15 protein-coding genes are annotated in these 14,605 nt (G+C 75.0%); 6 read left to right on the top strand and 9 right to left on the bottom strand.

The genetic code is table 11. From position 1 onward, the window contains the following. Window positions 1-4 precede the first annotated feature (4 nt). Window positions 5-730 carry a protein phosphatase 2C domain-containing protein gene (locus tag ACGFNF_RS10410; RefSeq protein WP_357579943.1) on the top strand — a complete coding sequence of 242 codons (726 nt, stop codon included), beginning with the start codon at window positions 5-7 and terminating at the stop codon, window positions 728-730. Window positions 731-816: 86 nt separating this feature from the next. On the opposite strand, the gene hrpB is transcribed toward ACGFNF_RS10410, so the two are convergent. Genes hrpB through ACGFNF_RS10395 form a run of 3 tightly spaced genes read right to left on the bottom strand, consistent with a single transcriptional unit; the run spans window position 817 to window position 4,542 of the window. Continuing rightward, complete coding sequence (gene hrpB / locus ACGFNF_RS10405) at window positions 817-3,429, bottom strand: ATP-dependent helicase HrpB (RefSeq protein ID WP_357579944.1); 2,613 nt, start codon at window positions 3,427-3,429, stop codon at window positions 817-819. A 30-nt stretch (window positions 3,430-3,459) separates the two neighbouring features. Next, window positions 3,460-3,660: a DUF397 domain-containing protein gene (locus ACGFNF_RS10400; protein ID WP_132235920.1), complete on the bottom strand. Its 201-nt coding sequence runs from the start codon at window positions 3,658-3,660 to the stop codon at window positions 3,460-3,462. Window positions 3,661-3,699: 39 nt separating this feature from the next. Further along, a complete protein-coding gene (locus ACGFNF_RS10395) occupies window positions 3,700-4,542 on the bottom strand; it encodes a helix-turn-helix transcriptional regulator (RefSeq protein ID WP_151456261.1) in 843 nt (280 codons plus the stop codon). A gap of 126 nt (window positions 4,543-4,668) precedes the next feature. On the opposite strand from ACGFNF_RS10395, the gene ACGFNF_RS10390 reads away from it, so the two are divergent. From ACGFNF_RS10390 to ACGFNF_RS10380, 3 genes are read left to right on the top strand one after another with little or no spacing between them, the layout of a single operon-like run. After that, window positions 4,669-5,310, top strand: coding sequence for a GPP34 family phosphoprotein (locus ACGFNF_RS10390; protein WP_357579945.1), 642 nt, complete (start codon window positions 4,669-4,671; stop codon window positions 5,308-5,310). 39 nt (window positions 5,311-5,349) lie between these two features. Beyond that, window positions 5,350-6,876 carry an APC family permease gene (locus ACGFNF_RS10385; RefSeq protein ID WP_393167115.1) on the top strand — a complete coding sequence of 509 codons (1,527 nt, stop codon included), beginning with the start codon at window positions 5,350-5,352 and terminating at the stop codon, window positions 6,874-6,876. After that, on the top strand, window positions 6,873-7,511 hold the full coding sequence (locus ACGFNF_RS10380) for a GNAT family N-acetyltransferase (protein ID WP_357579947.1): 639 nt from the start codon (window positions 6,873-6,875) through the stop codon (window positions 7,509-7,511). The genes ACGFNF_RS10385 and ACGFNF_RS10380 overlap by 4 nt, the downstream gene beginning before the upstream one ends. Here ACGFNF_RS10380 and ACGFNF_RS10375 read toward each other — a convergent pair. Further along, complete coding sequence (locus tag ACGFNF_RS10375; RefSeq protein ID WP_357579948.1) at window positions 7,508-8,335, bottom strand: SigB/SigF/SigG family RNA polymerase sigma factor; 828 nt, start codon at window positions 8,333-8,335, stop codon at window positions 7,508-7,510. The two genes, ACGFNF_RS10380 and ACGFNF_RS10375, sit on opposite strands and share 4 nt — an antisense overlap. A 375-nt stretch (window positions 8,336-8,710) precedes the next feature. On the opposite strand from ACGFNF_RS10375, the gene ACGFNF_RS10370 reads away from it, so the two are divergent. Continuing rightward, on the top strand, window positions 8,711-9,448 hold the full coding sequence (locus tag ACGFNF_RS10370) for a hypothetical protein (protein ID WP_393167113.1): 738 nt from the start codon (window positions 8,711-8,713) through the stop codon (window positions 9,446-9,448). 17 nt (window positions 9,449-9,465) lie between these two features. On the opposite strand, the gene ACGFNF_RS10365 is transcribed toward ACGFNF_RS10370, so the two are convergent. Then, complete coding sequence (locus ACGFNF_RS10365) at window positions 9,466-11,055, bottom strand: phospholipase D family protein (protein WP_393167111.1); 1,590 nt, start codon at window positions 11,053-11,055, stop codon at window positions 9,466-9,468. A gap of 142 nt (window positions 11,056-11,197) precedes the next feature. Between ACGFNF_RS10365 and ACGFNF_RS10360 the strand changes: the two genes are divergently transcribed. Continuing rightward, complete coding sequence (locus tag ACGFNF_RS10360; protein ID WP_255474758.1) at window positions 11,198-11,326, top strand: hypothetical protein; 129 nt, start codon at window positions 11,198-11,200, stop codon at window positions 11,324-11,326. A gap of 93 nt (window positions 11,327-11,419) precedes the next feature. Here the strand turns inward: ACGFNF_RS10360 and ACGFNF_RS10355 are convergent, their stop codons facing one another. The 4 genes from ACGFNF_RS10355 to ACGFNF_RS10340 all read right to left on the bottom strand — a co-directional run bounded on the left by ACGFNF_RS10355 (window position 11,420) and on the right by ACGFNF_RS10340 (window position 14,565). Continuing rightward, window positions 11,420-12,406: a pirin family protein gene (locus tag ACGFNF_RS10355; RefSeq protein ID WP_357578829.1), complete on the bottom strand. Its 987-nt coding sequence runs from the start codon at window positions 12,404-12,406 to the stop codon at window positions 11,420-11,422. A 10-nt stretch (window positions 12,407-12,416) separates the two neighbouring features. Then, on the bottom strand, window positions 12,417-12,899 hold the full coding sequence (locus ACGFNF_RS10350; RefSeq protein ID WP_121395498.1) for a MarR family winged helix-turn-helix transcriptional regulator: 483 nt from the start codon (window positions 12,897-12,899) through the stop codon (window positions 12,417-12,419). A 219-nt stretch (window positions 12,900-13,118) separates the two neighbouring features. Next, window positions 13,119-13,703 (bottom strand): general stress protein, encoded by a 585-nt coding sequence (locus ACGFNF_RS10345; RefSeq protein ID WP_357578830.1) that lies wholly within the window; start codon window positions 13,701-13,703, stop codon window positions 13,119-13,121. Window positions 13,704-13,755: 52 nt separating this feature from the next. Further along, a complete protein-coding gene (locus ACGFNF_RS10340) occupies window positions 13,756-14,565 on the bottom strand; it encodes a helix-turn-helix domain-containing protein (protein ID WP_393167108.1) in 810 nt (269 codons plus the stop codon). Window positions 14,566-14,605: the final 40 nt, after the last annotated feature.

Raw genomic sequence — 14,605 nt, 5'->3', positions numbered from 1 at the left:
ACCCATGACCCTGAAGCTGCGCTCCGTGGGAACGAGCGACCGTGGGCTGATCCGCAGCGGAAACCAGGACGCCCTGCACGCCGGCACCTGGCTCGTCGCCGTCGCCGACGGCATGGGCGGGATGGCGGCCGGCGACCTGGCCAGCGCGATCGCCATCGACGCGTTCGCTCCGCTGGACGTGGAGACCCCGGAGCACGCGCTGGTGGCCGCACTGCAGAGCGGCATCCAGCTCGCCACCGAGCGGATCCACCAGGCGGTCGCCGAGGATCAGGAGCGGCAGGGCATGGGCACCACGCTGACCGCCCTGCTCTTCGCCCGGACGGGCAGCTGCCTGGCCCTCGCCCACGTCGGCGACTCCCGCGCCTACCTGTTCCGCGAAGGTGTGCTCAAGCAGATCACCCGGGACGACACGTTCGTGCAGATGCTCGTCGACCAGGGGGTGATCACCGCCGACCAGGCCAGCAGCCACCCCCGCCGGGCCGTTGTCACCCAGGCGTTGCAGGGCGAGGAGGTCTCCCCGGCGTACGCGACGATGGTGCCGTGGGCGGGGGACCGCTGGCTGCTGTGCAGCGACGGGCTGTCCAACGTCGTCCGCCCGGACACCCTCGCCGAGGTGCTCGCCGAGCACCCCGACCGCGCGGACTGCGCCCGCCGGCTGATCGACCTGGCGCTGCGCGCCGGCGGGCCGGACAACGTCACGGTGGTCGTCGCCGACGTCGTGCAGGAGTGAGCGAGCGTCGCGAGCGAACCAGCCGGTTCAGCGCTCTGGAGCCTCGTGGCGTCGCCGACCGCAGGGAGGCGACGATATGAGCCCGCTCAGCGCCGGCGCGGAGTGGTGTGCCGGGTGGGCGGGGCCGTGGTCGGGTCCTCCGGCCACGGGTGGCGCGGGTAGCGACCGCGCAGCTCCCCGCGTACCTGCGGATAGCCGGTGCGCCAGAAGGAGGCCAGGTCGGCGGTGACCGCCACCGGCCGCCCGGCCGGCGAGAGCAGGTGCAGCAGCACCGGCACCCGGCCGTCGGCGATGCGCGGCGCGTCCCGCCAGCCGAAGGTCTCCTGGAGCTTCACCGCGAGCACCGGCGCCGCCGGGTCGGCGTAGTCGAGCCGGATCCGCGATCCGCTCGGCACCGCGATCCGCTCGGGCGCCACCTCGTCCAGCCGCGCCGCCAGCGCCCACGGCAGCAGCCGGCGCAGCGCCCCGGCCACGTCGAGGCGGGCCAGGTCGGCGCGGCGGCGGGCGCGGGCCAGCTCCGGGCCCAACCAGGCGGGCGCGTCGGCGAGCAGCGCCTCGTCGCCCACGTCGGGCCAGTCGCCGCCGAGCGACTGCCGGCAGAACGCCAGCCGCTCGCGCAGCGCGCGCGCCGCCGGGGTCCAGGTCAGCAGGCCGAGGCCGGTACGACGCAGGCCGGTCAGCAGGGCCTGCGCCACCTCCGCCGGGTCGGGCCGGGTGATCGGTCGCTCGACCAGCTCGATCGCGCCCAGCCGCAGCACCTCCCGGGCCACCACGTCCTCGCCGGCCCAGCCGACCTCCCGCTCGGTGCGCAGCAGCGGCCCGCCCGCCTCCCGGGCGGTCGCCTCGTCGAGCGGGGTGGCCAGCCGCACCCGGGCGGTCGGCGCGCCGGGGGAGCGGTCCGCCACCGCGACCGCCAGCCAGTCGGCGCCGGCCAGCCCCGACCCGGGCGCCAGCTCCGCCGCGGTCCCGCCGCTCATCAGGTACGCCGAGCCGCCCGGCCGCCGCACCCGGGCCAGCCGCTCCGGGTGGGCCAGCCCGACCAGCAGCCCGGCGGCCAGGTCGTCGGTCAACCGGCCCGCGTCGCCGGCCCGCGCGGGGTCGCCGGCCGACCTCGCCCGGCCGGTGCCTCCCGCCGGTGCGTCGGAAGCACGGGGCGGGCGGCCCCGGTCAGGCCGTCCCGACCGCACGTCGGGCAGGGCGGCGCGCAGTCGGCGTACCTCCGAACGCCAGCGGGCGGTGGCGCCCGGGTCCGCGCCCGCGCGCAACCGGCGCCACGCGGCGGTCAGGTCGTCGCCCGGCCCGGCGGCGGTGTCCTCGGCGAGCAGCGCCACGACCTCCGCCGCCCGGTCCGCCCCCACCCGGGCGGCCCCGTCGAGCAGCGCCCGGGCCAGCCGGGGGTGTGCCCCGACCGCGGCGATCGCCCGGCCCCGGTCGGTGATCCGCCCGTCGGCGTCGAGCGCGCCGAGGGTGGCGAGGGTGTCGCGGGCCACCGTCATCGACGCCGCCGGGGGCGGGTCGGGCAGGGCCAGCCCGGCGCCGTCCGGTGCACCCCAGGCGGCCAGCTCCAGGGCGAAGCCGGTCAGGTCGGCGGTCGCGATCTCCGGCTCCGGCTGCGCGGCCAGCCGCTCGTGGGTCGCCGCCGACCAGCAGCGGTAGACGTGCCCGGGCGCCTCCCGGCCCGCGCGGCCGGCCCGCTGGGTGGCCGCCGCCCGGGACACGCCGACGGTGACCAGGGCGCCCAGACCCCGGGCCAGGTCCATCCGGGCGACTCGGGACAGCCCGGCGTCCACCACCACCCGGACGCCCGGCACGGTCAGGCTGCTCTCCGCCACCGCCGTCGCCAGCACCACCCGCCGCCGGTCGGCCGGGCGCAGCGCCGCGTCCTGGTCGGCGCCGCGCTGCCGGCCGTGCAGCGGCAGGACGGCGACCGCGTCGCGCAGGTCGGCCAGCCGGCCCGCGACGGCACCGATCTCGCCGGCTCCGGGCAGGAAGACCAGCACGTCACCGTCGCACTCGCGCAGCGCCCGGCGCACCGTCGCCGCGACGTGGTCGAGCAGGCCCCGGTCGACCGGGCCGGCCCCCGGCGCGGCCACCGGCCGGGGTGGCGGCGCCCAGATCCGGGTCACCGGGTGCAGGGCCGAGGACGCCCGGACGATCGGCGCGGGAGCGCCGTCGCCGCCGAGCAGCGCGGCGAAGCGGTCTGCCTCGGGGGTGGCCGACATCGCCAGCAGCCAGAGGTCGGGGCGCAGCGCGGCCCGGGCCTCCACCGCGAACGCGAGCGCCAGGTCGGCGTCGAGCTGCCGCTCGTGGCACTCGTCGAGCAGCACGGCGCCGGTGCCGGCCAGCTCGGGATCGCGGTGCAGCCGCCGCACCAGCAGCCCGGTGGTGACCACCTCGACGCGGGTCCGCGGTCCGCTGCGGCGCTCGCCGCGCACCGCGTACCCGATCCGCTCGCCGAGCGGCTCACCGAGCAGCGCGGCCATCCGGCGCGCCGCCGCGCGGGCCGCCACCCGGCGCGGCTGGGCGACCAGCACGCGACCGGGGACCTCGTCGGCCACGGCTAGCGGGGCGAGGGTCGTCTTGCCGGTGCCGGGCGGGGCGACCAGCACCCCGGCGCCGGCGCCGGCGCCGCGCAGCGCCGCGACCAGCTCCGGCAGCACGGGGCGTACGGGCAGGTCGAGGGGCACGTCCGAGAGCACGGCCCAGTCTCGCACCGCCCGGGAAACGGCTCAGCCGGGGCGTACCCCGTCGACGCCGGTGACGAAGGCGCGCCAGGCCGACGCCGGGAAGGCGAGCACGGGGCCGGGCCGGTCCTTGCTGTCCCGGACGGCGATCCGGTCCCCGGCGGCGGCGACCTCCACGCAGTTGCCGTTGCCCACGCTGCGGCTGCTGGTGCGCCACTGGGCGCGGGTCAGGTCGAGCGCGCTCATCGCGGTACCCCCGTCTGTGCCGGCGCGCCGCGTCAACGGTCACGCAAAGTGACGAGAAGCTTCCGTCAGGCGGGTCAGGGACGCCTCCGGGCCGAGTGCCATCCGGCACATCTCCTCGTGCACAAGGCTATACCCGCGCACCTGCCCGGCCTCCTCCAGAGCCAGCCCCATCGTGAGGTTTTCCAGGTAAACCACGGCCGCGTCGGCGGTGTCGGCGAACGTCAGCACGACGTACGGCGCGTTCATCGCCGGGTGTCCGCCGGCGGAGAACGGAAGTACCTGGAGGGTCACGTTCGGTAGTTGAGAGACCTTCGCGAGGTGGGCCATCTGGTCGGCCATCACGGCGTTGCCGCCGACCGGGCGGCAGAGCACCGCCTCGTTGAGCACCACGGACAGCTCGACCGGATTGTCGCGGTGCAGCACGTTCTGCCGATGCAGCCGCGCGGCGACCTTGCGCTCGATCCCGTCCTCGCCCGCGGTACGCCGGAAGACCTCCCGCGCGTACGCCTCGGTCTGCAACAGCCCGGGCACCGCCTCGACCTCGTACGTGCGCAGGCTCGCCGCCTCCGCCTCCAGCCCGACGTAGAACTCGAACCACTCCGGCAGGACGTCGCTGTACTTCTGCCACCAGCCGCGCTGCTGCGCCCCGCGGGCGATCTCGATGAGCGCCTCGGCGTCGGCCCCGGTCACCTCGTACAGCGCCAGCGCGGCCCGGACGTCGCGCGGCTTGATGCCGATCTGGGCGTTCTCGATGCGGGACAGGTTGCTCTTGGACATGTCGAGTTGCCGGGCGGCGACGTCCAGGGTCATGCCCGCGCGCTCGCGCAGCTGACGGAGTTCCCGGGCGATGCGGCGGCGGCGGACGGTGGGGCTCGCGGTCACCCTCCGAGTCTGTCACGGCAAGATCCGCAGGTGGGGCCAGCACGGAGTGCAACTTCCATAAACGGGAGTTGCGTTGCAGTCACGGCCGGTGCATCCTTGCCCGGTTGCGAACACTGTGGACAACCCGTGCGGGAGGACCGGTTGCACATCGCCGACGAGTTCTTCCTGATCACCCACAACGACAGCCGGGGCAAGGCGAAGCTGAACCCGACGGCGACGGGCCTCGGCCTCGCCGCAGGGCTGCTCGGCGAACTGGTCCTGCGTGGACACGCCACCGTCTCCGCCGGGCTCGTCACGGTGCTCGACCGTCGCCCGCCGGCGGACGCGCTGGCGCACACCGTGCTGGACCAGCTGGTCGGTGAGACGCAGCAGCACCCGGTGCGTACCTGGCTGAGCTTCCTGGCGCAGACCGCCACCACCTCGGTGGGTGAGCGGCTGGTCAGAGCGGGGGTGCTGCGCCGGCAGGAGACCCGGCGGCTGCTGCGCACCACCGTCAGCTACCTGCCGATCGACCTCAACGCGGTGGCCTGGCCGGCCACCCGGCTGCGCGCCCTGCTCGACCGGCCGGAACCGCCGAGCGTGCCCGACGGGACGCTGCTGGGTCTGGTCGTCGCCGCCGGCCTGAGCCGCGAGGTGCTGTGGAGCGCCGGCCCCCGGGCGCACCACCGGCTGGGCGTGCTCATCCCGGCGCTGCCCCCGCCGCTGCGGGAACTCGTGGCGCACACCGAGGCCGCCGTCGGCGCCGCCGTGCTGCGCGGCGTCGGCTGACGCCCTCCACCCTCCCTCCCCTCGAACCGGAGTCCGCGTATGTCGACACCAACGCTCGACCGACCGAGCAACGTCTCCGAGGCATTGGCCCGTGGCCGGCTCGGGGTGCCGTCGGTGATCTTCTTCGTCCTCTCCGCCGCCGCCCCGCTGACCGTCGTGGCCGGCGTCGTCACCACCGGCTACGGGGTCGTCGGGGTGCTCGGCATCCCGCTGGCCTTCCTGACGGTGGCCGCGGTGCTCGCCCTCTTCTCCATCGGGTACGTGGCGATGGCCCGGCGGATGGCCAACGCCGGCGCGTTCTACGCCTACGTCGCCCGTGGGCTGGGCCGCCCTGCCGGCGTCGGCGCCGCCTGGGTGGCGCTGATCGCGTACAACGCCCTCCAGGTGGGGCTCTACGGCACCATCGGCGCCGCCGCGGAACCGGTGCTGGGCCGCCTGTTCGGGGTGGCCCCGGCGTGGTGGGTGGTGGCGCTGGTCGCCTGGGCGACGGTCGGCGTGCTCGGGCTGCTCCGCATCGACCTCAACGGCCTGGTGCTGGCGGCGCTGCTGGTCGCCGAGATGGTGGTGATCGTGGTCTTCGACCTCGGGCAGCTGACCCACCCGGCCGGCGGGGACGTCAGCTTCGCCGCGCTGTCACCGGAGAACCTCGTCGTGCCCGGCGCCGGCGCGGTGCTGGTGCTGGCCATCCTGGGCTTCGTGGGCTTCGAGTCCGCCGTGGTGTTCAGCGAGGAGAGCAGGGACCCGCGGCGGACGGTGCGGTTGGCCACCTATCTCTCCATCGCCATCATCGCGGGGATCTACGCGCTGTCGTCGTGGAGCATGACCGTCGCCGTCGGGCCGGACCGGATCGCCGCCGAGGCGGGCGAGCAGAGCATCGGACTCATCTTCAACCTGGCCGAGGCGCACCTCGGGGGCACCGCCGTCACCATCGGCCAGGCGCTCTTCCTGACCTCGGTGCTCGCCGCGATGATCTCCTTCCACAACACCACCGCCCGGTACACGTTCGCGCTCGGCCGGGAGCGGGTGCTGCCGGCCGTGTTCGGGCAGACCTCGCCGCGCACCGGCTCGCCCCGGGCCGCCTCCCTCGCGCAGAGCGCGCTCGGCCTCGTGGTGATCCTGCTCTACGCGCTCAACGGCTGGGACCCGGTGGTGCAGCTGTTCTACTGGGTCGGCACCGCCGGGGGCTTCGGGGTGCTGCTGCTGATCGCCACCACCTCGGTCGCGGTGATCGCCTTCTTCGCCCGCGACGGAGTCGACGAGACGCTGTGGCGGCGCGCGGTCGCCCCCGGACTCGCCGCCGTGGCCCTGGCCGTGATCGTCCTGCTCGCGGTGGTCAACTTCGCCGACCTGCTCGGGGTGGCCCCGGACTCGCCCCTGCGCTGGGCGGTCCCGGCGGTCTACCCGGTCGCCGCACTGCTCGGCCTGCTGTGGGCGCTGGTGCTGCGCGGCAACCGCCCCGACACGTACGCCCGGATCGGTCTGGGCGCGGAGAGCGTGGCGGTGACGGCGCCGCCGGCCGGGCACCTCGACGGGCCCGTCCCGAGCGGGACGGCGGCGCGGCGGTGAGCGAGGTGCGCATCGAGCGGCTCGGGCCGCGGGAGACGTCGCTGGTGGCCGGTCGGATCGCCGAGGCGTTCATGGCCCTCGACGCGCCCCGGTGGCTGGTGCCCGACGCCGGGCGACGGCAGTCCGTGCTGGCCGGCAACTTCGCGATCCTGGTGGACCACGCGATGCGGTACGGCCTCGTCCACGCGACCGCGGACCGGGCGGGGGTCGCGGTCTGGTTCCCCTCGGTGGGCGACCCGCCCCCGCCGCCGGCGGACTACGACGCCCGGCTGGCCGCGGCCTGCGGGGAGTGGACCGACCGGTTCGCCCACCTGGACAAGCTCTTCGAGGCCCACCACCCGCACCCCGACCACCACCACCTGGCGTTCCTCGCCGTCGCACCGGACCGGCAGGGGCAGGGGCTGGGCAGCGCGCTGCTGCGGCACCACCACGCCGTCCTCGACGCCGAGGGGGTGCCCGGTTACCTGGAGGCGGCCAGCGAGACCGGTCGCGACCTGTACGCGCGGCACGGCTACCAGGTCGCCGAGCCCTTCCACCTGCCCGACGGCACGCCGTTCTGGCCGATGTGGCGGGAGCCCGCCCCGGACACGACGATGGCCGGGCCCGCCGGCCCGGCCATCGCCCACCACCCCTAGTACGTGCCGTCGAGCTGCCCCCGCAGCTTGGTCAGCGCGCGGGCCAGCAGCCGGGACACGTGCATCTGCGAGACGCCGATCTGCTCGGCGATCTGCGACTGCGTCAGGTTGCCGTAGAACCGCAGCGTGAGGATCTTCTGCTCCCGCTCGTCGAGCGTGGCCAGCGCCGGGCCGAGGGCGACCCGCAGCTCGGCCAGCTCGAACTCGCCGTCCACGCCGCCGAGCATGTCGCCCAGCTCGGTCGCGCGGTCGCCGTCGCCGGTCGGGGTGGAGAGCGAGACCGCGTTGTAGGCGCGGGCGCCCTCCAGGCCCTCCAGGACCTCTTCCTCGGTGAGCTTGAGGTGGGCGGCGATGTCGGCGACCGTGGGCGAACGGCCCAGGGTCTGCAACAGCGAGCTGTTGGCGTCGGAGATGGCCAGCCGCAGCTCCTGGAGCCGGCGGGGGACCCGGATGTCCCAGGTGCGGTCGCGGAAGTGCCGCTTGAGCTCACCGATGATGGTGGGGATCGCGTAGCCGGCGAAGTCGACGCCGCGGGACGGGTCGAACTTGTCGATCGCCTTGATCAGGCCGACCGCGGCGGTCTGGGCCAGGTCGTCGGTGGGCTCGCCCCGGCCGCTGTAGCGGTGGGCGAGGTGGTTGGCGAGCGGCAGCCAGGCCTCGATCGCCCTGTCGCGCAGGGCGGCGCGGGACGGGTGGCCGGCCGGCAGCGCGGCCATCGCGTTGAGCAGGTCCGCGGCGCTGTCGGTGAGCGCACGCGGGTCGAGCTTCTGGGCGGTGCTCGGCGCTGTCGTGGTCGCCGGCTCGCTGATCGTTGGCGCGGTCATGGGTGGTCCTCCCTGCACCTCGTCCGCGGATGAAAGACGTGACGCTTAGGTTTAACTTCAGATGTCCGTTCGGGAGTCACCTTAGCCCGATCGGTATGACGAAATCTAGCCGAAAGTACGATGTACTTAAGTAATTTTCCGGCACGGACAGCGCTAATCGGGCAAAGCGGCCTCGGATTGTGAGTCGGCTTACCTCGGGCGTACGGCCAGCCGGTCCCGCCGGACATCGACGTCGCTGCATCCGGGCGGCCCGGACCGGCAGGCCGAGCGGCCACGGTCCCCCGGATGACCAGCGCCGAATGTCGGCTTTCCGTCGTTGTCCCGTCCGCGGGACGGGCCGTAGCGTGCGGGTACCCGCCCCGCTCCGGAGGTGCCGTGCTCGACCCCGCCGCCCCCCATCTCGTCGTCAACAGCCGCACGCTCTTCTTCGGCTGGCTGCCGGCGGACCCGGACGCGGTCGCGGCGCTGGTCCCGGCCGGGCTGCGCCCGTCGGCCGACCGCCTGGTCTTCATGAACCAGTACGTGGTCGACGACGAGAGCCAGACCTCCGGCTTCGGCGCGTACTCGCTGACCTACCTCGGGGTGGCGCTGGCCGGGGTGGACGCGCCGGGCGGGACGAACCCCGGCGGCTGGTGGACGGACTACGTGACCTGTAGCGCACGGGTCCGCGCCTACGCCGCCGCGCGGGGGGCGCCCGCCGTCGTGGGCCGGACCCGCATCGAGCACCACGACGGGGAGATCGTCGCCGAGACGGAGATCGACGGCGTACCGGTGATCCGGGCCCGCTGCCAGGTGGGCGAGACGGGCCGGGCGATCAGCAGCGGTCACCACCGCTACTTCACGGCGCGCGACGGGCAGCTGCTCAGCGCCGTCTACCCGTACGTCGCCGAACCGGTCGACCCGTTCGTGATCGAGTCGGTGGAGTTCCTGGAGCCGGCCCACCCGATCTACGCGCTCCGCCCGGAGAACCCGCTGACGATCGGCTTCGGCTTCTACTCCCCGCGCGCCTCGTTCGCCTATCCCGGCGGGCTGACGGTGCACACCGCCGACGCCGGCCCCGTCGAGGCCGAGCCCGCCCGCAGCCGGGCCGACGCCCTGTTCGTACCCGCCTGACGGTCAGGCCCGAGCGCTCACCACGTGCCCGCCCGACGGGCCCGCAGCGGCCGGCCGTCCGGGTCGTAGACCAGCCGGTACGCCGGCAGCGCCCAAGCCCGGGTGTACCAGGGCAGCCGTTCCGCCCGGTGCGGCAGCAGCCGGCCCGGCGGCCGGGGACCAACCTGCCCGTCGTCGTACCACCGTTGCAGCGCGTCGGCGGCGGCGCTGATCGCCGCCACGGCGTCGGCCGGGTCGATCAGGTCGGCGTCCTCGCCGCCGTCGGGGTCGCGGTCCAGGTGCTCGCGCCACAGCCGCAGCCGCAGGTCCCGGGCGAAGACCCGGGCGCCGTCGCCGAGGCCGGCCGGGTCGGTCGGCGCCCGGTCGTCCAGGGTGCCGTCCAGCACCGCGCAGGACAGCTCGCTGTCGTGCGTCCAGGACCGGCGGTTGAAGTTGTCGCTGCCCACGCTGGCCCACACGTCGTCGACCACGCACACCTTGGCGTGCACGTAGACCGGGGTGCCGGCGTGGTTCTCCACGTCGAGCACGTGCACCCGGTCGGGGGCCGCCCGCTCGCAGAGCGACAGCGCCTGCTCGCGGCCCACCGTGTTGGGCGGCAGCGCCAGCCGGCCGTCCACGTCCGGGAAGCGGGGGACCACGGCGACCAGGTGCAGGTCGGGATTCTCCCGCAGCGCCCGGGCGAACAGGTCGGCCACCTCGCTGGACCACAGGTACTGGTCCTCCAGGTAGATCAGCCGCCGGGCCCGCCGGACCGCCTTGGTGTAGCCGCGGGCCACCGTGCGCTCGCCGTCGGGGGCGAAGGAGTAGCGGGGCCGGACCGCCGGGTAGGTGCGCAGCACCTGGACGTCGTGCGGGCCGCAGGGCGGCGGGTCGGCCGGCTGCGGCGGCAGCGGGTCGGGCCGCAGGTCCGCGCCGCGCAGCCGGTCGCGCAGGTAGGCGAGGGGGTTCTCCGAGTCCAGCGGCATCGGGTCGGTCCAGCGCTCCCGGAAGGTGGTGTCCAGCGCGCCCACCACCGGCCCCCGCACCGCGAGCTGCACGTCGTGCCAGGGCGGGTGGTCGCCGTAGCGGGCGGACATCTGCACCGCCTGCGGGTCGCCCCGGTGCGCGGCGTCGTCGCGGCGGCTGTGGCACAGGTCGATCCCGCCGGCGAAGGCGACGTCCCGTTCCGGCGCGCGCAGGTGCCGCAGTACCACAAGCTTCTGGTGGTGCGAGCCGCCCCGGCGGACCCGCTGGTCGAGCAGCACCTCGCCGCCGGCGGCGGAGACCGTCTCGCTCAGGTTGCGGTTCTCCGCCTCGCTGTAGGCCAGGAGGTCGAGGTGGGAGCGCCAGATCAGGCCCTTGACCACCACGCCCCGCTGCGCGGCACGCGCGAAGAGCTGCGCCACGGTCGGCCCGTCCGGGCGCAGCCGTTGGTCCGGGTCGCCCCGCCAGTCGGTGAAGAAGAGGTGGTCGCCGGCCTCCAGCGCCTGCACCTCGTCGACCAGCCGGTCGAAGTACTCGGCACCGTGAATTAACGGCTCGGCAAGGTTTCCGCTGCTCCAGACGGGTAACTCTGAGACCGGGTTGGCGCGTTCGGCTGCGCTCAGGAACCAGTTGCGCGGTGCCACCGTTCCAGCCCCCCGAGGTCGACAACGTCCTCACGGTAGGACCCGTGTCGCGGGTCCGCATCCCGGCCGGCACTCCGGTGACCGGTCGGACGGCCCCCGACAGCCCGCCCGATCACGACGCGAACACCGAGGAGGCAACACCATGCCCGGCGAGACGACGAACCCCGTGACCGAGTACCGCGAGCAGGCGGTCGAAAGCGAGCGGGGCGCGCTGGTGACGGTGTTGCTCATGGTGATCCTGGGAGTCGCGGGCATCTTCGCCGTCTCCTGACGCCACGTCCCGCGCCGGTGGGCGCCGACGTCCCGACGCGCCGGTGGGCGCCACCCGGCTGTGCCGGGGGGCGCCCACCGCCCGCGCGTGGGATCAGGGCCTCGGGGCCTGGCCGTCGGTGTGCGGCAGCCGCTCGGCGGGGACGACACCGAGCCGGCCGGCCTTGAAGTCCTCGAACGCCTGGAGCAGCTCGTCGCGGGTGTTCATGACGAACGGGCCGTAGTGCGCCACGGGCTCCCGGATCGGCTCGCCGCCCATGATGTAGAGGTCCAGCGTCGGGGTGTGGCCGTCCTGGCCGGCGTCCGCGGCGAAGGTCAGCGCGTCGCCGGGGCCGTGCACGGCGAGCTGCCCCGTGTGCACCGGCCGCCCGTCGGTGCCCACCGTGCCCCGCCCGCCCAGCACGTAGACCAGGGCGTTGAAGTCCGGCCGCCACGGCAGGTCGACGCGGGCGCCCGGCTGCACGGTCACGTGCGTGATGGTGATCGGGGTGTGGGTGGAGCCCGGCCCCCGGTGCCCGGCGATCTCGCCGGCGATCACCCGGATCAGCGCGCCGCCGTCCGGCGTGGTCAGCAGGGCCGCCTCCCGACCCCGGATGTCCTGGTAGCGGGGCGGGTTCATCTTCGCGGCCCGGGGCAGGTTGACCCAGAGCTGGGTGCCGTGGAACAGGCCGCCACTCATGACGAGGTGCTCCGGCGGCGCCTCGATGTGCAGCAGGCCGCTCGCGGCCGTCATCCACTGGGTGTCGCCGTTGGTGATCGTGCCGCCGCCGCCCTGCGAGTCCTGGTGGTCCATGATCCCGTCGATCATGTAGGTCACCGTCTCGAAGCCGCGGTGCGGATGCCAGGCCGTGCCCTTCGGCTCGCCCGGGGCGTAGTCCACCTCGCCCATCTGGTCCAGGTGGATGAACGGGTCCAGCTCGCTCACCGGCACGCCGGCGAACGCCCGGCGGACTGGGAAGCCCTCGCCCTCGTAGCCGCTGGGCGCGGTGGTCAGCCGGCGGACCGGGCGGAACGCGGTGGACTCGTCGAGCCTGGGCAGGCGGGGCAGGACGAGCACGTTGTCGACGGTGATGGCGGGCATCGGGGGCTCCTCAGCTGTGCGGGTGGGCGGTCGACGCGTCGCGGTCCGCGCGCAGGCGCCGGCCGAGTCGCTCGAAGATCCGGGTGAGGCAGGCGACCTCGGCGTCGTCGAGGTCGTCCATCAGGTGGGCGCGCACCGACCGCAGGTGGTGCGGGGCGGCCTCGCGCAGGGCCAGCAGCCCGGCGGCGGTGAGCACGGCCTCGCTGCCGCGGCGGTCGTCGGGACAGGACTCCCGGGCGACCAGGCCGCGCCGCTGCATGGTGGTGATCTGGTACGTCAGCCGGCTGGGCGAGAAGACCAGTCGGCTCGCCAGCTCGCCCATCCGCAGCCGCTGGCCCGGTGCCTCGGAGAGCAGGACGAGCACGTGGTAGTCGGCGAAGCTGAGCGCGCTGTCGGCGCGCAGGTCGTCCTCCAGCCGCGTGTAGAGCCGCTGGCTGGCCTCGATGTAGGCGCGCCAGGCGGCGAGTCGGGCACTGTCCAGGCTCTCGGTCACGCCCATGACAGTAGCACTCTTTCAAAATTTAACTAGTTCCCCGTGAGCGCGGTCACCCGTGATGCGGAGGTGCCGTTCAGCTTTGAAGGGTGTTCCGGGACCGGGCCGGAAGCGCCGGCGGCCCGGACCAGCCGGCAGCCGGCGTCCGCGGGGCGGGCCGCCGGCTGCCGGACGAGGGGCCCGGGGCGGTCGCGGCCGGCGGGCGCCCCGGCGAGGGCCTCAGCGGGCGGGCGGTGAGGCCGCCATGTGCATCCGGCCGAGCAGCTGACGCGCCTGCTCGGCGAACTGCGCGTCGACGAGCACGGCGTACTGGCCGGCGCGCAGCGAGCTGGCCGAGGTGAAGTCGCGCCGCCCGCCGGTCATCGCGTGCGCGACCGCGCCGAACACCGCTCCCCAGATCGCGCCGACGACGAGCCCGACCAGGATCGCCGCGACCCAGTTGCCGGCGGTGAAGATGCCGAAGAGCAGCCCGATGAAGAGCCCGAACCAGGCGCCCGTGCCGGCGCCCGCCAGGGCCGCCCGCCCCGTCGTCATCCGGCCCAGCACGGTCTCGACCAGTGTGAGGTTCGTGCCGACGATGGCGCTGTGTTCGACCGGGAACCGGTTGTCCGCCAGGTAGTCGACGACCCGCTGGGCGGACGGATAGTCCGGGTACGACCCGATCGTCACGGTGGGCGGACCGGTCTGTGGGCCGTGCCCGTCGTGGCCGGGGCCGCTCGGGCGGCCGGCCGGACCGGACGGGAGGGTGTCGCCGCCCGGCATCCCGGGCCGCCATGCCGAGGTGGGACTCGACGGTGTGGTCATGAGTTCCTCCTTCGTCGACCCCCGCGTTCCCGCCGCCGTCGCGAGGTAACGCTCAGCGGGCGGCGGCACGCAGGTACGCGGCGGTGGCCTCGTCGGCGGGGAAGAAGGACTCGATGGAGAGCTCCTCGACCGTCACGTCCAGCGGGGTGCCGAAGGTCGAGACGGTGCTGAGGAAGGCCAGCTCGCCGCCCGGGTGACGCAGTCGCAGGGGCACGACCACGTCCCCGGCGCGGGGCAGGCCCGCGTCCGGGGCGGCCGGCCCGCCCGGGTAGCCGCACAGCTCGTCGTGCAGCGCGCCCAGTTCGGGATCGTCGGTCAGCGCCAGGTGCCGGCGCAGCCGCCCGAGCAGGTGGGCACGCCACTCGCCGAGGTTGGCGATCCGGGGCGCCATGCCCTCGGGGTGCAGCGTCAGCCGCAGCGCGTTGGCCGTTGGCCGGAGCAGGTGCGCGGCGGCACCCTCCGTGAGCAGCGGCAGGGTGGCGTTGCCGGCGACCAGGTTCCAGCGCCGGTCCACCGCGACGGCCGGGTACGGCTCGTGCGCCCGCAGGACCCGGCGTACCGCGTCGAGGACCCGTCGCAGCTCGGGGGAGTCCAGCGGGGCTTGGGAGTAGACGGGGGCGTACCCGGCGGCCAGCAGCAGCCGGTTGCGGTCGCGCAGCGGCACGTCGAGGTGCTCGGCCAACCGCAGGACCATCTCCCGGCTGGGCGCGGAGCGCCCGGTCTCCACGAAGCTGAGGTGCCGGGTGGAGATCTCCGCCCCGACCGCGAGGGCGAGCTGGCTGAGCCCGCGGCGCCTGCGCCACTGCCGCAGCAGCGCCCCGACCGGCGCCCGCCGCTCCTCCACCGCCACGGCCACGCCCACGCGCCGATTCTAGGCCGCGCCGCACGGCACGGCCCCGGGC

It is taken from the genome of Micromonospora sp. NPDC048868 (assembly GCF_043198195.1).
Lineage (GTDB): Bacteria > Actinomycetota > Actinomycetes > Mycobacteriales > Micromonosporaceae > Micromonospora > Micromonospora reichwaldensis.
The sequence above is the reverse complement of the archived record's forward strand: the minus strand, read 5'-3'. Positions and strand labels throughout refer to the sequence as shown.